We start from the raw sequence: 19,359 nt of genomic DNA on the forward strand, positions 1-19,359 counted from the left end.
GGCCTCAGGCCCAATCACCGTAAAGCGCCTGCAGGGCGGCCAGCACGGCCAGCCCGGCGGTTTCCGTGCGCAGCACGCGCGGGCCGAGCTGCACGCCCTCGAAGCCGCCCTTCGTCAGCAGGCGGTGGTCGCGTTCGCCGAGCCCGCCTTCCGGGCCGATCACCAGCACGACGGGCTGCGCCGGCTGCAGGTCGAGGGCCTTCAGGGCGCGGCCCTGGTGCGGATCGAGGATCAGTTTCCGCGCGTTGGCCGGCAGGTCGGCCAGCGCCTCGTGCAGCGCGCGCGGCTCGGCGACGGTGGGGACGCGCGCCCGGCCGCTCTGCTCGCAGGCCGCGGCGACCACGCCACGCCAGTGCGCGATGCGGCGTTCGGCGCGATCGGCATCGAGCTTCACCTCGGTGCGTTCGGTCATCACCGGCTGGATGGCCTGAACACCGAGTTCGGTGGCCTTCTGCAGGATCATGTCCATCTTGTCGCCGCGGGCCACGCCCTGAAGCAGGGTGATGGCCAGCGGTGATTCGTTGTGGCGTGCCTCGACCGCGCCGACCGTGACCTCGACCGCCCTCTTCTCGCTGCCGGTGATGCGCGCGGCGTAGTCGTGGCCGTCGCCGTTGAACAGCGTCACTGCATCGCCCTCGCGAAGCCGGAGCACGCGCAGCAGGTGCAGGCTCTTCTCTTCGGGCAGCCGCAGCACGGCATCCGCCGCCAGGGGAGCATCGACGTGGCAGCGGATCACGCGCATCGGACGTAGGCCTCGATGGCGGCGGCGGTGGCGCGGTCGAGCACGGCGATGGCCTCGTCGTCGATGCAGTAGGGCGGCATCCAGTACAGCACGTTGCCCAAGGGGCGCAGCACGGCGCCGGCGTCGAGACCGGCGCGGTAGGCGGCCAGCGCGCGCTGGCGCGGATGGTCGGTGTATTCGCGGCGGGTGGCGCGATCCTCGACCAGCTCGAAGGCGAGGATCATCCCGGTCTGGCGCAGGTCGCCCACGGCCGGGTGGTCGGCGAAGCGCGAGGCGGCAGCGGCGAGCTTCGCGGCCGTATCGCGGTTGGCGGCGATGGCGCCGGTGCTCTCGAACAGATCGAGCGTGGCGTTGGCGGCGGCGCAGGCCACCGGGTTGCCGGCGAAGCTGTGCGAATGCAGGAAGGCGCGGGTGCGGTCCTCGCTCCAGAACGCCCCATAGATGCCGTCGTGGGTGAGCACCGCGGACAGCGGCAGCGCGCCGCCCGAGAGGCCCTTGGAGAGGCAGAGGAAATCCGGGGTGATGCCGGCCTGCTCGCAGGCGAACAGCGTGCCGGTGCGGCCGAAGCCCACCGCGATCTCGTCGGCGATGAGGTGGATGCCGTGCGCGTCGCAGAGTCGGCGCGCCTCGGCAAGGTAGGCCGGGTGGTGCATGCGCATGCCGCCGGCGCATTGCACCAGCGGCTCCAGCACCAGCGCGCTGATCGTCGCCCCGTCACGCTCGAACAACACCGCGAGGGCCGCGGCCGCGCGTCGCGCGCAGGCCTCGGCCGACTCTCCGGGTTCGGCGTGGTAGGCGTCGGGCGAAGGCGCGAACACCGGTTCGAGCAGCAAGGGCGCGTAGATGCGGCGGTAGAGCGGGATGTCGCTCATCGCCAGCGCGCCGAGCGTCTCGCCGTGGTAGCCGTTCTGCAGCGCGACGAAGCGCGTGCGCTGGCCGTCGCCGCGGTTCTGGTGCGCGTGGAAGCTCATCTTCAGCGCGATCTCGATCGCTGCGCTGCCGTTCTCGCCGTAGAACACGCGGGAGAGCGGCGCGTGCGTGGCGCTGCGCGGGGCGATGCCCACCAGGCGCTCGGCGAGGCGCAGGCCGGGTTCGTGGGCGAAGCCGGCGTAGATCACGTGCTCGAGTTCGGCCGCTTGCGCGCCGATGGCCTGCGCGATGTGCGGATGCGCGTGGCCGAACAGGTTGGTCCACCAGCTGGAGATGCCGTCCAGCCAGCGCTGCCCGTCCAGGCCCTCCAGCCAGGCGCCGCGGCCGCGGCGGATCGGCAGCAGGGGCAGTTCGCCGCGATGCTCGCGCATCTGCGTGCAAGGGTGCCAGACGACGGCGAGGTCGCGGGTGAGGAAGGCCTCGACATCGGCCTCTGCTAGCATCGGCGCGATGGAAATGTTCTGCGTCATGCCGCGAATGATGGTGACCCGCCGCCAGTCTGTCCATGCGCGAGGCCGGCCATGAGCCGCCCCCTGCCCACCATCCACGGGCGCGAGGAGGTCGATGTCGGCGCCTACCGCCTGGAACGCGTCGACCTCGAGTTCAGCAACGGCGAACGCCGCCGCTTCGACCGGCTGAAATCGAAGGGTCATGGCGCGGTGATGATCGCCGCGCTCCCCGACCCCGAGACCGTGTTGCTCATCCGCGAGTACGGGACCGGCACGCACCGCTACGAGCTCGGCCTGCCCAAGGGCAAGATCGATGCCGGCGAGAGCGGGCTTGAGGCCGCCGCCCGCGAGATGCGCGAAGAGATCGGCTTCGGCGCCGAGCTGCTCACGCACCTGAAGTCGATCACGCTGGCGCCCACCTACATGAGCCACGAGATCCAACTGGTGGTCGCAGAAGGCCTGTTCCCCGAAAAGCTCGAGGGCGACGAGCCCGAGCCGCTGGAGGTCGTGCCCTGGCGTTTCGACCGCCTGCACGAGCTGATGCTGCGCGAGGAGTTCTCGGAGGGCCGCTCGATCGCCGCGCTGTTCCTCGTGCGCGAGTGGTTGGCCCGTGGCAGGCCCGCGCCGTGAGCGCGGCCGCCGGAGAGGGCGCAGCCGCGCGCTACGCCGCGCTGCGTGAACCGGCCATCGCGCTGGCCGAGGCCGCGGGCCGCGCGATCATGGCCGTCTACGCGCGTGATTTCGCCGTCGAAGCCAAGGACGACCGTTCGCCGCTGACCGAGGCGGATCTCGCCTCACATCGCTTGCTGGTCGCCGGGCTTGAATCGCTGACGCCGGACATTCCGGTGCTGTCGGAGGAATCCGCCGCGCTGGACCCGGCCGAGCGCCGCGCGTGGCCGCGGCTGTGGCTGGTCGATCCGCTCGACGGCACCCGCGAGTTCGTCAAGAAGAACGGCGAGTTCTGCGTCTGCATCGCCCTGGTCGAACACGGCGTGCCGGTGCTCGGCCTCGTGCATGCGCCGGTGACCGGCGTGACCTGGTCGGCGTTGGCGGGGCAGGGGGCGTGGCGCCGGGAGGCCGGCGGCGATGACATCGCGCTCGCAGCGCGCGTGCCGTCGCCTGAAGCGAAGGCCGGCGTGGGGCTCCGCGTTGCCGCCAGCCGTTCGCACCTCGACCCGCGCACCGCCGCCCTGCTGGAACGCCTGCCGGAGGCGGAGCGCGTGCCGATGGGCTCGGCGCTGAAGTTCGGGCTGCTCGCCGAAGGCCGGCTCGACCTCTACCCGCGCTTCGGCCCCACCTCCGAATGGGATACCGCCGCGGGCCAGTGCCTCGTGGAGGCGGTCGGGGGTGCCGTGCTCGACCTCGAGGGCCGGGCGCTGCGCTACAACCAGCGCGACACCCTGTTGAACGGCGACTTCATCGCGGTGGCCGATGCGCGGCTGGCCTGGAGGGATTGGCTTGAGTGACCTGAGCGACGCACCGCGCGAGCGCATCGAGACCCTGCTGGCGGTGATGGCGCGGCTGCGCGACCCCGAGCGCGGCTGCCCTTGGGACGTGAAGCAGGATTTCGCCAGCATCGCGACCTACACCATCGAGGAAGCCTACGAGGTGGCGGAAGCCATCGATCGCGGCGACCTCGGCGACCTCAAGGACGAACTCGGCGACCTGCTGCTGCAGGTGGTCTTCCATGCCCAGATGGCGAACGAACACGGTGCCTTCGGCTTCGCCGACGTTGTCGCGGCCATCAACGACAAGATGATCCGCCGCCACCCGCACGTGTTCGGCGACGCCTCCGTCGAGGATGCCGATGCGCAGACCGCGGCATGGGAAAAAATGAAGGCCGCGGAGCGCGCCGCGAAACGGCGTGACATGCATGCGCCGCCCTCGGCGCTCGATGACGTGCCCAAGGCCCTGCCGGAATGGCAGCGCGCGCTCAAATTGCAGAAGCGCGGCGCCAACGTCGGCTACGACTGGCCGGACGCCACGCCGGTGATCGCCAAGCTCGAGGAAGAGCTCGAGGAAGTGCGCGAGGCGCTCGCGATGCCGCCTTCGCCGGAACGTCAGGACGCGGTGGAAGACGAGATCGGCGACCTGCTGTTCGTCGCGATGAACCTCGCGCGCAAGGCCAAGGTCGATCCGGGTACGGCGCTGCGCCGCGCGAATGCCAAGTACGAGCGCCGATTCCGCCAGATGGAAGCGCTGGCGCGTGCGCAGGGCCGCGAGTTCAGTGCGCTGTCGCTGGAGGAGCAGAGTGCGCTTTGGAACGAGGCCAAGCGCATCGAGCGCGGCGGGTGAGTGAGGGCGATGCCGCGTCGCTGCCGCGGCTGGTGCTGTTCGACTTCGATGGCACGCTGACCACGGTCGAGACCTTCCCGCTCTTCGTGCGTTTCGCGGCACCGCCTTGGCGCGTTCGTCTTGGCGGGCTGCTGCTCGCACCGTTGGTGCTCGCCTACCGTGTGGGTTGGATCTCGGGCGTCGTGGTGCGCGCTGCCATCGTGCGCGTCGCGTTCTCCGGTATGGCACGTGACCACTTCGAGGCGCTCGCCCATGCCTTTGCCGCCGAGCGGTTCCCGGTGCTGATGCGGCCCGACATGCTGGCGATATTCCGGGCCCACCGGGCCGCTGGCGATCGCGTCATCGTCGTTTCCGGAAACTTCGACGCGCTGCTTCGGCCATGGTGCGAGGTCGAAGGCGTCGAATTGCTGGCCTCGGCGCTCGAATGCCGCGCCGGCCGATTGACTGGGCGATACGCCGGGCCGCAGTGCGCCGGTGAAGCGAAGGTGGAACGCATCCGCGCCCTCGTCGGTGAGTGGCCGCACGAAGGCATCGAGGCGCATGGCGACACCGTCGAAGACCTGCCGATGCTGGCGATGGCGACGACCGCCACCTACCGCGGCGCACCATGGCCGAACGGCGACGCAGTGCGCTGATTCATGCCGCCTCGACGCGCCACCCTTAGCCTCGACGGCGCGCCGCCTCCCGACAAGACCTGACATGACCACACCCACGACCGGTTTCGCCAGCTTCCGCGAGTTCTATCCGTTCTACCTCGGCGAGCACAGCAATCGAACCTCGCGACGCCTGCACGTCATCGGCTCGACCGTTGTCCTCGTGCTGATCGGCCTCGTGCTGGCTCAGGTGCTCTCGCCGTGGTGGTTGTTCGCCGTGCCCGTCTGCGGCTATGGATTCGCATGGGTGGGGCACTTCTTCTTCGAGCACAACAAACCGGCCACGTTCAAGCACCCGCTCTACTCGCTGATGGGCGACTGGGTCATGTACAAGGACGTGCTGACCGGGAAGATCCCGTTCTGACCGCGCTCAGTTCTGCAGGCCGTCGAGCAGCCGGTCGAGCACCCCACGGGCCCGTTGCCGTGCCGCAGGAGGGTCGACGTGGGTCGCGATCCAGAGCGCGGCGTCGATCATCGCGCCGTTGAGCATCCGCGCCAGCGCCTCGGGGTCGGTCCGGCGCAGGGCGCCTTCGTCCATCAGCTCGGCCAACCCATCGATGATCGGCTGCAGCGAGCCCGCGGCATCGATGTCGCGATGGCGCTGTCCGAGAACAGCCGGCGCGTCGCGCAGCATCACCCGCTGGTACTCCGGCTCCAGGGCGAGGTCGAGGTAGGCCTGGCAGCACTCGCGGAAGCCGGCCCATCCGCCCGGTCCCGCCTCATACGCCGCATCGAGACGGGCGTTCGTCTCGACGTCGATCTCCCGGACCACGGCCTCCAGCAGCCCTTCCTTGCCGCCGAAGTGGTGGTACAGCGCACCGCGCGTCAGGCCGACTTCGGCGCACAGCGCCTCCATCGAAGTCGTCGCGTAACCCTGCGTGGCGAAGCTGCGGCGGGCGGAGTCGAGCAGGGCCCGGGTGGTCCGGGCGATGCGGTCGGCGTTGCGGCTCATTCACATACACCATGCATGTATTTGCATACGATGTGTATGTTAGTCGGAGAGCGTCGTCGTGGAGCGAACAAATACGATCGTCGTCGTGGGTGGCAGCCGGGGTATCGGTGCGGCGGTGGCCGCCCATCTCGAGTGGCAGGGCCATCGGGTGCTGGCCGTCTCGCGTGGGCGGGCCGCGGCGGGCGAGTGGGTGGCCGCCGATTTGCTCGAGGACGCGGGCCTCGAGGCCGTCGTGCGCGCCGTCGGCGGGGGGGCGATCGACGCCCTGCTGTACCTCGGCGGCGCGTGGGAGCAGGGAGCGTTCACCGCCGACTACGACTTCATGGCCTCGCCGCGCGAGGAAACGCGCACGGTCATCGGCATCAACCTCGTCGCGCCGATCCTGCTGGCCCAAGCCCTCGCCCCGGCGCTGTCGCGTGCGCCCGCCCCGCGCGTGGTGCTGCTCGGGGCGTGGTTGGACCCGCCGGGGGCCTATCCGGAGGTTGCCAACGCCGCGTCGAAGGCGGGCTTCCATGGCGCTGCGCGGGCGATGGACGCGTCGCTGGCGCGCTTCGGAATCGGCGTGACCGTCATCGACCCGGCCAACGTCGGCACCGACGAGGTCGAGGCGGACATCGTTGAAGGGCGCTTTGGTAAGCAGCGGCCCATCCCGCTCGCCGACGTCTGCCGCACGATTGACTACGTGCTGGCGCTGTCGCACGACACCGTGCCGGCTCGCCTCGTGCTCGCCCAGCGGCAGCCGGCAGCACGCGCATGAGCACGCTGCGTCGCGCGCTCGCTGAGATCGGCCCCCTCGCGGCGCTCGCCGCGCCGATGGTTGCCGGCCTCGTCGCATCGACGGGAGTCACGCTGGTCGACACCGCGATGCTTGGGCCGCTCGGCGCAACGCCGTTGGCGGCGGTCTCGCTGACCACCTCGGTGGCGATCATTTTCTATGCCGGCCTTTACGGATTCGCCGGCCCGGTCGGCCTGTTCGCAGGTCGCTGTTTCGGCAGCGGCGACCTCGGCGATATCGGACACATCGCTCGGCATGGCGCGCTGCTGGCCAGCCTTGGTGGCCTCGTGGGCGCGCTGCTGATGGCCGCGGGCCTGCTGGTGCTGCCCTTCGCCGGGCAGCCGGACGAGGTGCTGGCCGTGATCGGGCCCTATTGGCTGTGCCTCAGCGCGTCGATGCTCGCATTCACGCACGCGATGGTCGTCAAGAACCTGCTCGACGCGGCAGGCCGACCGTGGCTGAGCGTGGCCGTGACCGTGCTGCCTGCGCTGCTCAACGTGTTCTTCAATTGGCTGCTCATCTACGGCCACTGGGGCTTTCCGCGCCTCGGGTTGACGGGCGCGGGCATCGCCAGCCTCGCGGCGCAGGCGATCGGTGCGGTGGTCGGTTGGGTGGTGGTGCGCCATCTGCCGTCGCTCCGCGCCTGGTGGGGGCCGCGTCGCTTCGAGCGTGCCGAACTGGCGCGGCAGTGGAATGAAGGTCGGCCGATGACCGTGCAGCTCTTCCTAGAAGGGGCCGCGGTGGCCGTGGCCGGCGTGCTGATCGGCCTGTTCGGTGCGGTGGCACTGGCCGGCAACCAGATCGCGCTTTCCGTCGGCAGCACGCTCTACATGCTGCCGCTCGGTGTCGCGGGTGCGGTCACCATCCGCATCGCGCAGGTGATCGGTGCCGGCCAATGGCCACGCGTGGCGGCGATCGGGCAGGCCGGGCTGCTGGTGGTGACGGGCTGGATGGGCGGTTTCGCCCTGCTGTTCCTGTTCGCGGGCGCCTGGATCGGCGGGCTGTTCGTCGACGATCCCGCCGTCATTGCCGCGGCCGCGGCGATCTTCTTCGTCTTCGGCTTCACCCAGCTGATGGACGGCGTGCAGTCGGTGAGCCTCGGGGCGCTGCGCGGCATGCTCGACAACGACTTCCCGACGCGCGTCTCGCTGGTGGCTTACTGGCTGATCGCGCTCCCGTTGTCGGCCCTGTTCGGCTTCGGGTTCGACCTGGGCGCGCCAGGTATCTGGGCCGGCTTCGGCGTGGGGCTCGCCTTGGCGGCCGTGGCGCTGGTCTGGCGCTTTTTCCGGCTCAGCCGCGCGAAGGTGCCGCCGGCGACCATCGACGCGGCAGGCTGAGCGGCTGACTCATTCCAGGAACAGCAGGAACGCCGCCGCGATGATCAGCACGAAGGCGGCGATGTGGTTCCATTTGATCGCCTCGCCGAGATAGCTGATGGAGAACGCGGCGAAGACGGACAGGGTCAGGATTTCCTGCAGGCCCTTGAGCTGCGCCGCCGAGTAGACCTGGTGGCCCAGGCGATTGGCCGGCACCTGCAGGCAGTACTCGAAGAAGGCGATGCCCCAGCTGACGAGGATCACCGTGAGCAACGGGGTGGTCTTGAACTTCAGGTGCCCGTACCAAGCGATCGTCATGAACACGTTCGAGGCGAGCAGCAGCAGGATGGGGGCGAGGTAGGTCCACATCGGGGACTCCGGGCGGGCAGGCGAAGCAGGAGTGTGCCGCCCTCGCCCCGTTCACACCCGTCTCACCCGCATGGGCGCTCAATGGCAGCGTGAATTCACAAAGCTGAACACACAGCTTTCACATTCCTGAAGGAGCCCACCATGCGCCGTGACGACCCCGCCGGACTGATCCTCGTCGTCGAGGACAACCGCAACCTTTCCGAGATGATGGGCGAGTACCTCGAAGCCCGCGGCTTCGGCGTCGACTACGCCGGCGACGGCCACGACGGCTACCGCCTCGCCGTCGACAACAGCTACGACGTCATCGTCCTCGACCTGATGCTGCCCCGCATGGACGGCATCGAGCTGTGCCGCAAGCTGCGCAACGAGGCGAAGAAGAGCACCCCGGTGCTGATGCTGACCGCGCGCGACACCCTGCAGGACAAGGTGATCGGCCTCGACGCCGGCGCCGACGACTACCTCGTCAAGCCCTTCGCCATCCAGGAGCTCGAGGCCCGCCTGCGCGCCCTGATCCGCCGCGACCGCCGCCAGGTGAGCGCCGAGGTACTGAAGGTGGCCGACCTGATCCTCGACACCGCCTCGCTGCGCGTGACCCGCGGCGGCAAGGAGATCCAGCTCTCGCCGATCGGCCTGCGCCTGCTCACCATCCTGATGCGCGAATCGCCGCGCGTGGTGACCCGCCGCGACATCGAGCGCGAGATCTGGGGCGACGGCCTGCCGGATTCCGACACCCTGCGCAGCCACCTATACAACCTGCGCAAGGCCATCGACCGTCCGTTCGACAAGCAGCTGCTGCACACCGTGCAGACGGCCGGCTACCGTATCGCCGACCTCGACACCGCACCGGCGGCATGACCGACACCACCGGCCTCCGCCGAAAAATCTGGATCGCCTTCATCCTGCAGGCCGCCGCGATCAGCTTCGCGGCGGTCCTCGGTGTGTACGGCGCCTCGGCGGTGCTCAAGCACCTGCTGATCCAGCGCGCGCTCACCGAGGAGGCCTCGCACTTCTGGAAGCGCAGCGAGGCCAATCCGGCCGCGGCGGTGCCGGACACCTTCAACATGACCGGCTTCGTCGTCGATGCTGACGGTCCGAAGGCCGATCTGCCCGCGCCGCTGCACGGGCTGCCGCAGGGCTACCACAGCCTGCCGCGCTCGCAGGGCGGCGCGCTGGTGCTGGTCGAAAAGCACGAGGGCCGAACCCTGTACCTGCTGTTCAAGCAGGAGCAGGTCGATGCGCTGGCGTTCTGGTTCGGCGTGGTGCCGCTGGCGCTGGTGCTGGTGGTCGTCTATGTGATCGCGTGGAGCACCTATCGGGCCTCGAAGCGGGCGGTGTCGCCGGTGATCTGGCTGGCCTCGCAGGTGCAGCGCTGGGACCCGAAGCATCCGGAAGTCAGCGCGCTGAAGCCCGAGAACCTGCCGGTGGACGTGGAGGGCGAAAGCCTCGTGCTGGCTTCCTCACTGCATGATTTCGGCATGCGCATCGAGGAACTGGTGCATCGCGAGCGCAACTTCACCCGCGACGCCTCGCATGAGCTGCGCACGCCGCTGGCGGTGATCCGCATGGCCAGCGAGATGATGCAGACCGACCCGATCTGCTCGCCGCGGCAGCAGAAGGCGCTGAACCGCATCCAGGGCGCCGTGCGCGACATGGAGACGCTGATCGAGGCCTTCCTGATCCTCGCCCGCGACGGCGATACCGGACTGCCGCCGGAGCCGCTGCTGGCCTCCGAGATCGTCGAGGACGAGCTGGAGAAGGCGCGGCCGCTGGTCGCCAACAAGCCGGTCACGCTCGAGCTCGACCTCGAAGCCGACTTCAAGCTGGTGGCGCCGCGCCGCGTGGTCTCGGTGCTGATCAGCAACCTCGTGCGCAACGCCTGCTACTACACCGACAGCGGCCACGTTCGCATCCGCGTGCGTTTCGGCGAGATCCGCATCGAGGACACCGGCATCGGCATGTCGCCGGAGCAACTGGAGCGCGTGTTCGAGCCGTTCTGGCGCGCTGACACCGCGCGCGTGGGCGGGCAGGGCATCGGCCTGTCGATCGTGCAGCGCCTGTCGAGCCGCTTCGGCTGGCCGGTGCATCTCGCCAGCGAGTCCGCCAAGGGCACCATCGCCACGGTGAGCTTCCCCCAGGCGGAGCCGCCGAAGCTCGATTGATCGGCGCAGACGACCTACAGTCGGCACTCCGAAGCTCGCGGAGTGCCCGATGCGCCCTTGGTCCGCCCTGTTCCTGTCGATGGCCTTCGCTGCCGGCTCGGCCGCTGCTGCTCCCCCGGCGCCCACCGCGCTGGTGATCCACGGCGGTGCCGGTGTCATCACCCGCGACCAGCTGTCCCCGGCCGACGAGACCGCGCTGCGCGCCGACCTCGATCGGGCGCTCGATGCGGGCGATGCCGTCCTGAAGCGCGGCGGCACCGCGCTCGATGCCGTGACCGCGGCCGTGCAGGTGCTGGAGGACTCGCCCTGGTTCAATGCCGGCAAGGGCGCGGTGTTCAACGCCGACGGTACGCATGAGCTCGACGCCGCGATCATGGAAGGCCATACCCGGCGCGCCGGGGCCGTGGCCGGCGTGCGCACGGTCCGGCACCCGGTGCTGCTGGCCCGCGCGGTGATGGCGCATTCGCCGCACGTGTTCCTTGCTGCCGACGGCGCGGAAGCCTTCGCCGACACGCGGCCGGAACTCGAGCGCGTGGCCAACCGCTGGTTCGACACCGACCGTCGCCGCCAGCAGCTCGAGGCCGCGAAGGAGCGCGAGCAGCGCCAGGCCGCGGGTGAGAACGTGCCTCTGCCGCCCGGCGCCTACTTCGGTACCGTCGGCGCCGTCGCGTTGGACGCCGAGGGCCACATCGCCGTGGCCACGTCCACCGGTGGCATGACCAACAAGCGCTGGGGCCGCATCGGCGATGCGCCGGTGATCGGCGCCGGCACTTACGCCAACGACCAGTGCGGCATCAGCGCCACCGGCTGGGGCGAGTTCTACCTGCGCACCGTGGCCGCCCACGACATCTGCGCCCGCGTGGCCCTGCGCGGCGACCCCATCGAAGCCGCCGCCGAGGACGTGATCAACCGCGTCATCCCGGCCTTGGGCGGCGACGGCGGCGCCATCGGCCTCGACGCCCGCGGCACCATCGTGATGCCCTTCAACACCAGCGGCATGTACCGTGGCTGGGTGAAGCCCGATGGGTCGCGCGGCACCGCGGTGTTCCGCGACCCCTGAACCGAGGCGCGCGCCGGGACGCAACCGGCGTTACGCTTGCCGCACAGCCGACCGGAGGACCACCATGTTCGACGAGGAAAGCACCCGCATCCGCAAGCAGCAGAAGTTCCTGCAGGACGTGGAGCATGCGATCAGCGATGCCAACCGCGAGATCATCCAGGCCCACATCCCGCAGCTGGACAAGTCCAGCTTCGTCGCCTTCGCGACGCGGGTGGCGGAACTGCGCGCCGAGTACCTGAAGGCGGCGCTCGCCGCGGCGCAGGGCAACGACGCGGTCGAGTACACCGCGCTGCGCGCCCGGCGCGAGGCGTTCGAGGAAGCCAAGGCGGCGTTCAGCGCGTTGGAACGCGCGATCGAGCGCGGCTACGTGGACATCGCCGGCGCGGGTTGAGCTCTGGCGTTTCCCGCGCGTCGACAGCGGTCGCCCCAAGGTGCGTTGCAACGGGCGTCGGTTGCAGGCAGGCGCTGACAGAAGGCTGGCCCGCCCCATTACCTTCCCGATGTAGAACCCGGCGGCCCGCTCGAAGGGTGCGTCCCTGCACCTCGAGCGGCGGCTCATCCATGAGCCGCCCTTCGGGCTGTCGCCTGGCTTGCGCGCTGGGGCTCCTTATTCGCCTTCTGTCAGCGCCTGCCTGCAACCGCCGACTGCTCGTCGCGACGGGTTGCCGAGGGCGCCCTCATCGATGGTCGCTCTGGCGACGCGTGGCCCAACGACGTGCGCGGCAGGCGCACACGGGCCGCCCCTACCGCGTCGTGATCGACACGCTCGGCCGCGGATCCACCGGCCCGAGCAATCGGTGCCGCGACCAGAACACCAGCGCCGCCTCGAGCACCGCCTCGGGGGCTTCGAGCTGCGGGTAATGCCCGATGCCCGGCAGTTCGTGCAGGTCGTCGCCGCCCAGCAGTTCGCGCCAGCGGGCGGCGGCGTGCGCGCCGGAGACCGGGTCGGCACTGCCGTTGATGAGCGCCATCGGCATCGCGACGCGCTCCATCGCGCCGACCCAGCGCGCGCGCTGCTTCTTCCGTTCCGACATGTAGCGCAGCAGGCGCGGCAGCGCGAGGTGGCCGTCGTCGTGGCGCAGCAGGGTCCACAGCCCGTCGACGACGCGCGGATCGGGCGGAGTCTGCTTTCCGAAGATCGCCTTCATGTTGTCGGCGAAGCGCGCCTTGCTGCTGGCGCGGGCGATGAGCGGGCCGAGGCCGGGCAGGGCGAGCAGGCGCTGCATGGCTCGCGGGCGGTGCATCTCGGGGAACAGCCCGCCGTTGAGGAACACCACCGAGCGCATCGACGGCCGTGGCTTGCGCTTGTCGAGCTGCCGCGCGAGCAGCTCCTGCGCGACAGTGTCGCCGTAGTCGTGCGCCAGCACGTGGTAATCCCACGCGCCTTCGCGGCGCAGCAGCCATTCGCAGAGCTCGGCCTGTTCGGCGATGGCGTAGCGATGGCCCCGGGGCTTCGCGGAATCACCGAAGCCCAGCAGGTCGAGCGCCACCAGCGAGAAGTGCTGCGACAGCGGCTCCCACAGCGGCGCCCAGTCCCAGCTCGCGGAGGGGAAGCCGTGGATCAGCAGCAGCACCGGCAGGCGGGGCTCGATCTGCCGGCGCACGAACAGCGACCCCAGCGGCGTGGAGACGCGCTCGCCGCCCTCGCGCCAGTCGCGCAGTTCGAAGAACGCCGGCGCGAGTCGCGCGTTCGTCACGGTGTCCGGCACGCGCGGCTCAGTCCACCGCCACCGAGGCGGCATGCTCGCGCGTGGCTTCGAAGCGCACGTCCTTCGCACGCTCCTGCGCCAGCTGCAGGTTCACGCGCGAAGGCGCGAGGTAGACGAGGTGGCCGGCGGCATCGATGCCGAGGTTCATCGCGTTCTTTTCGCGGAAGGCTTCCAGCGTCTTGTCGTCCTTCGCGTACACCCAGCGCGCGGTCTGCACCTGCACGGGCTCGAAGCTGGCATCGACGCCGTACTCGTCCTTCAGGCGGTAGGCCACCACGTCGAACTGCAGCATGCCCACCGCGCCGAGGATCAGGTCGTTGCTCATCAGGGGACGGAAGAACTGCGTGGCGCCTTCTTCCGACAGCTGGGCCAGGCCCTTCTGCAGCTGCTTCAACTTGAGCGGGTCGCGCAGTCGGGCGCGGCGGAACAGCTCGGGCGCGAAGTTCGGGATGCCGGTGAAGTTGATCGCCTCGCCTTCGCTGAAGCTGTCGCCGATCGAGATGGTGCCGTGGTTGTGGATGCCGATGACGTCGCCCGGCCACGCTTCGGCGGCGATCTCGCGGTCCGAGGCCATGAAAGTCAGCGCGTTGGCGAGCTTCAGCTCCTTGCCGGTGCGCGGGTGGAACACCTTCATGCCGGCGGTGAAGTGGCCCGAACAGATGCGCATGAAGGCCACGCGGTCGCGGTGCTGCGGGTCCATGTTGGCCTGGATCTTGAAGACGAAGCCGGTGAGCTTCTCCTCCTCCGGCTCGACGGCGCGGCTGGTGGTGGCGCGCGTCTTCGGCGGGGGCGCGTGCTCGACGAAGAAATCGAGCAGCAGCTGCACGCCGAAGTTGTTGACCGCCGAGCCGAAGAACACCGGCGTCTGCTTGCCCTGCTGGTACTTCTCGGCATCGAAGGGGTTCGAGGCGCCCTGCACGAGCTCGAGCTCGTCGCGCAGCTCGGCCAGCGCCGGCGCGCCGAGGCGGCGCTCCAGCTCCGGATCGTCGAGCTTGAGGATGGTGGAATCCTGGCGCGTGAAGTTCTTGCCCGGCTCGAACAGATGCACTTCGTTGTCCACGAGGTGCACCACGCCCTTCAGGCGCTGGCCCATGCCGATCGGCCAAGTGATGGGCGCGCACTGGATGCCGAGCACGGTCTCGACTTCATCGAGCAGCTCGATGGGCTCCTTGCCCTCGCGGTCGAGCTTGTTGATGAACGTCATGATCGGCGTGTCGCGCATGCGGCACACCTCCATCAGCTTGATCGTGCGTTCTTCGACGCCCTTGGCGCAGTCGATGACCATCAGGGCCGAGTCGACCGCGGTGAGCACGCGGTAGGTGTCCTCGCCGAAGTCGGCGTGGCCCGGCGTGTCGAGCAGGTTGACGATCTTGCCTTCGTACGGGAACTGCATCACCGACGAGGTGACCGAGATGCCGCGTTCCTTTTCCAGTGCCATCCAGTCGGAGGTGGCGTGGCGCGCGGCCTTGCGGCCCTTCACCGAGCCGGCCATCTGGATCGCGCCGCCGAACAGCAGCAGCTTTTCCGTCAGCGTGGTCTTGCCGGCGTCGGGGTGGGAAATGATGGCGAAGGTGCGGCGACGCCGGGTTTCGGTGCTCTGCTGGGACATGCGGGCCGCGCCGGGCTTTCAGCCGGCGGCTCGGGAGAACGGGAAGGGCCGCGATTATACGCCGGGCCTTCCGGCGCTCCGGGGGCCGGGCCCGCCAGCGTTCAGGGCCCCGGGTCGAGCTCGCGGCCGTCCGGCCCGCTTATCCGGAAGGGCAAGGAGAGCAGTTCGCGGCCGTCGTTGGCCTGCACGCTGAAGTGCAGGTGCGGCGCGCTGCTCCAGCCCACGCTGCCGACCGCGGCCAGGGTCTGGCCGGCCTGCACAACGTCGCCGGGCTGCTGGCGCGCGCTGCCCGGCGCGATGTGCGCGTACAGCCCCATCGAGCCGTCGGCATGCAGCACGCGCACGAGGTTCATGCGCTCCTTCAGGGCCTCGTCCGTGCCGCCCTCGGTGAAGGTGTCGACCACCTGCATCACCGTGCCCGCCCGTGCCGCCAGCACCGGCGTGCCTTGGGCGGCGGCGAAGTCGAGGGCGTGGAAGTTGGCCGCATCGCGGTGGCTGGCCCGGCCGCCGAAGCCCTGCGTCAGGCGCCAAGCGCTGCCGGCGGGCAGCGGAAAGGCATAGATGCCGCGCTGCCCCGGTGGCAGCAACTGTGGCGCGCCCGGCTGGGCCTCGAGGCGCAGGTCCGGGGCGCCCCCGCCATCGAAGCGGCCAAGCGCTCGCGTTTCCCCGGCGCCGATCGTGGCCTCGATGACCTCGCGGGGCCGCGCGGCCTCATGCACGCGCACGTGGATCGGCCCGGCCAGGCGGTTGCGCACGAGCGCCTGACGCGTGCCATCGGCGCGACGTTCGACGGAGAGTTCGGCCATCGCCGCGCCCGGCGCCGGGACGGCGGCCGGCAGCATTGGTACCGCCAGCAGGCCCAGCAGGGCGAGCAGCCCCCGCCCGCGCATCACTCGCAGCGTTCGCGCAGGCCCAGGGCCGAGGCGAGGTCGCGCCAGTCGAAGGCGCTCAGCGATTCATCGCGATTCGAGGCGTAGAACACGCCGGCCGGGAAGCGTGTGCTCGGCGCCTGCGAGAACCACACGCCGTCGGTCATCCCGGTGTTGCGCCCGGCGAAGCGGCCCTTCGCTTCGAGCGTCTGGCGGTCATAGACATGGAACAGCGTGGTGTCGATGAACTGGTCGGCGGCGATCCAGTAGCCGCTGCCGTCCGGGCAAGCCCAGAGCGCGATGCCCTCCGCCTGCGCGCCGAACTCGCCGACGCCGAGATCGCGCCCGGTGTATCGGCCATCGAGACCATAGACGCGGTAGCCGGTGCCGGTGGACACATCCTCTTCGGCCACCAGCAGGCGGTCGTTGGCCACGTCGCCGGCGATCGATTCGACCACGCGCAGCGCCCCGGCCTCGGTGGTGTCTCCAGAGGCGCCGTCGAAGCGGGCGGACACGGCGTCGCGATCGATCAGCACGCTGAAGCGCTTGATCCGCGCGGAGAGGGCCTCGAGCGGCGGGACCACGTCGAAGTCCTCGCCGTCCATGAAGCTGTCCGTCACCCACAGTTCGATGCGGCCGCCCTCCGGCTCGTGCAACCAGAGCCCGTAGGGCGAACGCAGCACGTCTTCGCCAAAGGTGGCGAGCGGGGTGAAGCCCGGCAGCGAAAGCACCTGCACCCGATGGTTGTCGCGCTCGACGACGAACAGCCGGTCGCCCCAGGCGAACACGCCGTTCGGGCGGTTGAACTGGCCCGGCGCTGGCCCCTTGGCGCCGACGCGGCGGAGCAGGGCGCCGGTCTCGCCGTCGTGCACCAGCAGCTGGTGGGTTTCCTTGCCGGTGCTGATCAGCCAGCGGCCGCCCTCGGGCGCCAGCCACGCGGTGGGCGAATCGACCTCGTCCGGCGGGTTCGCGGGGGTGATGAAGGCTTCGGCCACGACGGCGTGCTCGATGCCCGCCTCGGCGAGGCGGGGCTCGTCGGTTGCGCGCTCGTCCGGCTCTTTGGCGTCGCGCCAGAGGGCGCAGCCCGGCAGGAGGAGGACGGCAAGGCCCAGCGCGAGGGCCGGGCGGACGGTCGAGGGCAGCGGCATGGTGGACTCCGGTTCAGCGCCGAAGCATAGACGCCGCGGGCCGCAGGAAATACTGGTCGATAGGCTGGGGGCGGTCGATGCCGTAGCCCTGCCCGAAGTCCACGCCCAGTTGCGCGAGGCGGTCGCGGATGGCGTCGTTCTCGACGAGTTCGGCGATGGTGCGCTTGTCGATGCTGCGCGCGATCTCGGCGATCGAGCGCACGATCGCCAGCGACAGCGCCGAGGACTCGAGGTCGCGAACGAAGCTGCCGTCGATCTTGAAGAAATCGACGTCCAGCCGGCGCAGGTAGGCGAACGAACAGAACCCGGCGCCGAAGTCGTCGAGCGCGAGCTGCAGGCCCAGCGCCTTCGCCGCGGCGATGAATTGCTGGGCATCGTTGAGGTCGCGCACGGCCGAGGTCTCGGTGATCTCCAAGCAGACCTTGCCGGGCGGCACGCTGCTGCGTGCGAAGCGCTCGCGCAGGAAATCGGGGAAGCCGGGATCGTTCACCGAGGCGGCGCACAGGTTGATCGCGCAGGCGTCGAGCTGGGCCAAGGCCTGCGGATGGCGCTCGAACCACGCGAGCGTGCTGTCCACCACGTGGCGGTCGAGGCGTGGCCCCATGTGGAACTTCTCCGCCGCGGCGACCACCGGGCCCGGCGGCAGCACCTCGCCGGTGTCCGGATCGACCATGCGTAGCAGGATTTCGAAGTGCCGTCCGCCGTGCTCGATGCCCTGCAGGCCGGTGATGCTCTGGCAGTAGAGGCGGAAATGGCCATCGCGCAACGCGGCGTCGAGCCGCACGGCCCAGCGCATCGCGGCCGTGTGTTCGGCCACGGCGTCGGCGGCGGACTCAAAGGCCGCGAGCCGCAGTCGGTTGCCGCCCTGGTCCTTCGCCGTGGCACAGGCGGCGTCCGCCAGGCGCAGCAGGTCCGCATAGTCCGCTTGCCCGCGGCGGAAACGAATCGCGCCGACGCTGGCCGACGCGGACACGAGGTTCCCGCCGCTGACCTGCCGGTAGTCGCGCACCGCGGCCAGCACGTGGTCGAGCACCGCGGTGTTCGCCGCTGGGTCGCGGTCGTCCAGCAGCAGGACGAACTGGTCGCTGGCCAGCCGGCCGACCAGGCTGCCGCCGGGCAACACGGCCTGCAGCAGGCTGGCGATGCTGCGCAGGAAGGCGTCGCCCGCGGCCTGCCCGCCGGCGTCGTTCACCAGCTTGAAGTTGTCGATGTCGACGAAGGCCAGCAGCAGGGGTTGGGCGTCCGGTCCGTGGGCCAGCGCGTCCGCGATCCGGTGCTCGAGGCCTTGCCGGTTGGCGAGGCCGGTCAGCTCATCGGTGCGCGCACGCGCCAGCGCCTCCCGCCCCATCCGTCGCGCTTCGCTGATGGCGGCCATCAGGATCAAGGGCGCGACCGTCAGCGTGATCAGCAGGAGCAGCAGCACGAGGGTTTCGAGCGTCGTCTCCGGCCGTCGAAGCACGCCGTCGTCCGACGCGGCCACCAGCGACAGCACCACGCCGCAGGTCAGCGTGCCGGCGGCCACCAGCCGTGCCGGCAGGCGGATGGCGCCCCAGATCAGCACGATGGTGGGCAGCGCCAGCAGGGATTCCGCGTTGCGCACCCGGGCGCCGTCGACGGCCGCGACCAGCAGCAGGGCACCGCCGAGCGCAGCGCTCCAGGCGAGGGCCTCGCGGGCGCGACGGAGCCCCTGCCCGAAGACCGATTCCCCGGGGCGTGGCCACAGCAGGGACAGCGCGGGGGCCAGCACCGCCACGCCGAACACGTTGGCCACCAGCCACTTCACCGCCGCGTCCGGTGCCGCTGACACCGGCGTGAAGCCGGCCATCACCAGCCCGGCCACGCCGAAGGGCAGGCTGGCCAGCGCGGACGCGAAGCCGGCAAGGGCGATGTCGCCGCCGCTGGCGAGGTCCATCCGCCGCCCCGGCCCCAGGCCGCGATGGCGCGCGAGCGTCGCGCCGCCCCAGGCGCCGAGCACGTTCGCGGCCATCGTGAAGGGCATGAAGACCGCCGGCACGTCGGTGCCGGTGAGCGAAAACACGAGGTCGGCCGCCGCCACGAGGGGCCACCAGCGCCGCCCTTCGAACACCAAGAGCACGAGGCTGAGGGCACCCGGCGCCCAGAGCAGCACGACGGAATCGGTGCCCACCACCAGGCGGTTGCCCAACACCCCGCCCGCCCAATACAGGGCGATGAAGCCGAACACGAGCATCCAGGGGCGGAGCGTGGCGGTCATGGGGCGGTCACGGAGGACGTCTTCCGCATCCTAAAGGGCTCTCCAGCCCGCGGGGTCGGGCCCGGCGTCAATCCGCGTGTCTTGCGCCTGT

Annotated in this window: 20 protein-coding genes; 11 read left to right on the forward strand and 9 right to left on the reverse strand. The window is 70.3% G+C overall.

The window, feature by feature from the left end:
- Window positions 1-4: 4 nt before the first annotated feature.
- Both O9280_RS13730 and O9280_RS13735 read right to left on the reverse strand, forming a co-directional pair.
- Window positions 5-742 (reverse strand): 16S rRNA (uracil(1498)-N(3))-methyltransferase, encoded by a 738-nt coding sequence (locus tag O9280_RS13730; protein WP_298343884.1) that lies wholly within the window; start codon window positions 740-742, stop codon window positions 5-7.
- Entirely contained in the window at window positions 733-2,115 is a 1,383-nt protein-coding gene (locus O9280_RS13735; RefSeq protein ID WP_298343996.1) for an adenosylmethionine--8-amino-7-oxononanoate transaminase, read from the reverse strand. Before O9280_RS13735 ends, O9280_RS13730 begins: the two co-directional genes overlap by 10 nt.
- A 78-nt stretch (window positions 2,116-2,193) precedes the next feature.
- On the opposite strand from O9280_RS13735, the gene nudE reads away from it, so the two are divergent.
- The 5 genes from nudE to O9280_RS13760 all read left to right on the forward strand — a co-directional run bounded on the left by nudE (window position 2,194) and on the right by O9280_RS13760 (window position 5,433).
- The gene (gene nudE / locus O9280_RS13740; protein WP_298343889.1) at window positions 2,194-2,751 is read left to right on the forward strand and encodes an ADP compounds hydrolase NudE; all 558 of its coding nucleotides are present in this window, start codon (window positions 2,194-2,196) and stop codon (window positions 2,749-2,751) included.
- The gene (cysQ, locus tag O9280_RS13745) at window positions 2,748-3,587 is read left to right on the forward strand and encodes a 3'(2'),5'-bisphosphate nucleotidase CysQ (RefSeq protein WP_298343892.1); all 840 of its coding nucleotides are present in this window, start codon (window positions 2,748-2,750) and stop codon (window positions 3,585-3,587) included. Before nudE ends, cysQ begins: the two co-directional genes overlap by 4 nt.
- Window position 3,588: 1 nt before the next feature.
- Entirely contained in the window at window positions 3,589-4,416 is an 828-nt protein-coding gene (gene mazG, locus O9280_RS13750) for a nucleoside triphosphate pyrophosphohydrolase (RefSeq protein ID WP_298343999.1), read from the forward strand.
- Window positions 4,413-5,051, forward strand: a complete 639-nt coding sequence (locus O9280_RS13755; protein ID WP_298343895.1) for an HAD-IB family hydrolase — start codon at window positions 4,413-4,415, stop codon at window positions 5,049-5,051. The genes mazG and O9280_RS13755 overlap by 4 nt, the downstream gene beginning before the upstream one ends.
- A gap of 64 nt (window positions 5,052-5,115) precedes the next feature.
- Window positions 5,116-5,433 carry a DUF962 domain-containing protein gene (locus O9280_RS13760; RefSeq protein WP_298343898.1) on the forward strand — a complete coding sequence of 106 codons (318 nt, stop codon included), beginning with the start codon at window positions 5,116-5,118 and terminating at the stop codon, window positions 5,431-5,433.
- A gap of 6 nt (window positions 5,434-5,439) precedes the next feature.
- On the opposite strand, the gene O9280_RS13765 is transcribed toward O9280_RS13760, so the two are convergent.
- A complete protein-coding gene (locus O9280_RS13765) occupies window positions 5,440-6,021 on the reverse strand; it encodes a TetR/AcrR family transcriptional regulator (protein WP_298343900.1) in 582 nt (193 codons plus the stop codon).
- Window positions 6,022-6,079: 58 nt separating this feature from the next.
- On the opposite strand from O9280_RS13765, the gene O9280_RS13770 reads away from it, so the two are divergent.
- Both O9280_RS13770 and O9280_RS13775 read left to right on the forward strand, forming a co-directional pair.
- Window positions 6,080-6,778: an SDR family NAD(P)-dependent oxidoreductase gene (locus O9280_RS13770; RefSeq protein WP_298343903.1), complete on the forward strand. Its 699-nt coding sequence runs from the start codon at window positions 6,080-6,082 to the stop codon at window positions 6,776-6,778.
- Window positions 6,775-8,133: an MATE family efflux transporter gene (locus tag O9280_RS13775; protein ID WP_298343906.1), complete on the forward strand. Its 1,359-nt coding sequence runs from the start codon at window positions 6,775-6,777 to the stop codon at window positions 8,131-8,133. The genes O9280_RS13770 and O9280_RS13775 overlap by 4 nt, the downstream gene beginning before the upstream one ends.
- 9 nt (window positions 8,134-8,142) lie before the next feature.
- On the opposite strand, the gene O9280_RS13780 is transcribed toward O9280_RS13775, so the two are convergent.
- Window positions 8,143-8,481 (reverse strand): DMT family protein, encoded by a 339-nt coding sequence (locus O9280_RS13780; RefSeq protein ID WP_298343909.1) that lies wholly within the window; start codon window positions 8,479-8,481, stop codon window positions 8,143-8,145.
- A gap of 141 nt (window positions 8,482-8,622) precedes the next feature.
- Between O9280_RS13780 and O9280_RS13785 the strand changes: the two genes are divergently transcribed.
- From O9280_RS13785 to O9280_RS13800, 4 genes are all read left to right on the forward strand, one after another.
- Window positions 8,623-9,336 carry a response regulator transcription factor gene (locus O9280_RS13785; protein WP_298343912.1) on the forward strand — a complete coding sequence of 238 codons (714 nt, stop codon included), beginning with the start codon at window positions 8,623-8,625 and terminating at the stop codon, window positions 9,334-9,336.
- Window positions 9,333-10,640, forward strand: a complete 1,308-nt coding sequence (locus O9280_RS13790; protein ID WP_298343915.1) for a HAMP domain-containing sensor histidine kinase — start codon at window positions 9,333-9,335, stop codon at window positions 10,638-10,640. The genes O9280_RS13785 and O9280_RS13790 overlap by 4 nt, the downstream gene beginning before the upstream one ends.
- Before the next feature lie 49 nt (window positions 10,641-10,689).
- A complete protein-coding gene (locus tag O9280_RS13795; RefSeq protein WP_298343918.1) occupies window positions 10,690-11,700 on the forward strand; it encodes an isoaspartyl peptidase/L-asparaginase in 1,011 nt (336 codons plus the stop codon).
- Window positions 11,701-11,764: 64 nt separating this feature from the next.
- On the forward strand, window positions 11,765-12,091 hold the full coding sequence (locus O9280_RS13800) for a hypothetical protein (RefSeq protein ID WP_298343921.1): 327 nt from the start codon (window positions 11,765-11,767) through the stop codon (window positions 12,089-12,091).
- A 352-nt stretch (window positions 12,092-12,443) separates the two neighbouring features.
- On the opposite strand, the gene O9280_RS13805 is transcribed toward O9280_RS13800, so the two are convergent.
- From O9280_RS13805 to O9280_RS13825, 5 genes are all read right to left on the reverse strand, one after another.
- On the reverse strand, window positions 12,444-13,409 hold the full coding sequence (locus O9280_RS13805) for an alpha/beta hydrolase (protein ID WP_298343926.1): 966 nt from the start codon (window positions 13,407-13,409) through the stop codon (window positions 12,444-12,446).
- A 7-nt stretch (window positions 13,410-13,416) separates the two neighbouring features.
- Complete coding sequence (locus O9280_RS13810; protein ID WP_298343929.1) at window positions 13,417-15,018, reverse strand: peptide chain release factor 3; 1,602 nt, start codon at window positions 15,016-15,018, stop codon at window positions 13,417-13,419.
- Window positions 15,019-15,119: 101 nt separating this feature from the next.
- Entirely contained in the window at window positions 15,120-15,908 is a 789-nt protein-coding gene (locus O9280_RS13815; protein WP_298343932.1) for a M23 family metallopeptidase, read from the reverse strand.
- Entirely contained in the window at window positions 15,908-17,035 is a 1,128-nt protein-coding gene (locus tag O9280_RS13820; RefSeq protein ID WP_298343935.1) for a phytase, read from the reverse strand. Before O9280_RS13820 ends, O9280_RS13815 begins: the two co-directional genes overlap by 1 nt.
- Before the next feature lie 13 nt (window positions 17,036-17,048).
- On the reverse strand, window positions 17,049-19,268 hold the full coding sequence (locus O9280_RS13825; RefSeq protein ID WP_298343938.1) for an EAL domain-containing protein: 2,220 nt from the start codon (window positions 19,266-19,268) through the stop codon (window positions 17,049-17,051).
- Window positions 19,269-19,359: the final 91 nt, after the last annotated feature.

This window comes from Silanimonas sp. (assembly GCF_027531545.1).
Lineage (GTDB): Bacteria > Pseudomonadota > Gammaproteobacteria > Xanthomonadales > Xanthomonadaceae > Silanimonas.

Bases quoted from the DNA above. Each gene is read 5' to 3' on its own strand.
- O9280_RS13810 (WP_298343929.1), bottom strand. From the start codon at position 15,018: ATGTCCCAGCAGAGCACCGAAACCCGGCGTCGCCGCACCTTCGCCATC.
- O9280_RS13815 (WP_298343932.1), bottom strand. From the start codon at position 15,908: ATGCGCGGGCGGGGGCTGCTCGCCCTGCTGGGCCTGCTGGCGGTACCA.
- O9280_RS13775 (WP_298343906.1), top strand. From the start codon at position 6,775: ATGAGCACGCTGCGTCGCGCGCTCGCTGAGATCGGCCCCCTCGCGGCG.
- O9280_RS13785 (WP_298343912.1), top strand. From the start codon at position 8,623: ATGCGCCGTGACGACCCCGCCGGACTGATCCTCGTCGTCGAGGACAAC.
- nudE (WP_298343889.1), top strand. From the start codon at position 2,194: ATGAGCCGCCCCCTGCCCACCATCCACGGGCGCGAGGAGGTCGATGTC.
- O9280_RS13730 (WP_298343884.1), bottom strand. From the start codon at position 742: ATGCGCGTGATCCGCTGCCACGTCGATGCTCCCCTGGCGGCGGATGCC.
- O9280_RS13780 (WP_298343909.1), bottom strand. From the start codon at position 8,481: ATGTGGACCTACCTCGCCCCCATCCTGCTGCTGCTCGCCTCGAACGTG.
- O9280_RS13820 (WP_298343935.1), bottom strand. From the start codon at position 17,035: ATGCCGCTGCCCTCGACCGTCCGCCCGGCCCTCGCGCTGGGCCTTGCC.
- O9280_RS13825 (WP_298343938.1), bottom strand. From the start codon at position 19,268: ATGACCGCCACGCTCCGCCCCTGGATGCTCGTGTTCGGCTTCATCGCC.
- O9280_RS13760 (WP_298343898.1), top strand. From the start codon at position 5,116: ATGACCACACCCACGACCGGTTTCGCCAGCTTCCGCGAGTTCTATCCG.
- O9280_RS13765 (WP_298343900.1), bottom strand. From the start codon at position 6,021: ATGAGCCGCAACGCCGACCGCATCGCCCGGACCACCCGGGCCCTGCTC.
- O9280_RS13790 (WP_298343915.1), top strand. From the start codon at position 9,333: ATGACCGACACCACCGGCCTCCGCCGAAAAATCTGGATCGCCTTCATC.
- O9280_RS13735 (WP_298343996.1), bottom strand. From the start codon at position 2,115: ATGCTAGCAGAGGCCGATGTCGAGGCCTTCCTCACCCGCGACCTCGCC.
- O9280_RS13795 (WP_298343918.1), top strand. From the start codon at position 10,690: ATGCGCCCTTGGTCCGCCCTGTTCCTGTCGATGGCCTTCGCTGCCGGC.
- O9280_RS13800 (WP_298343921.1), top strand. From the start codon at position 11,765: ATGTTCGACGAGGAAAGCACCCGCATCCGCAAGCAGCAGAAGTTCCTG.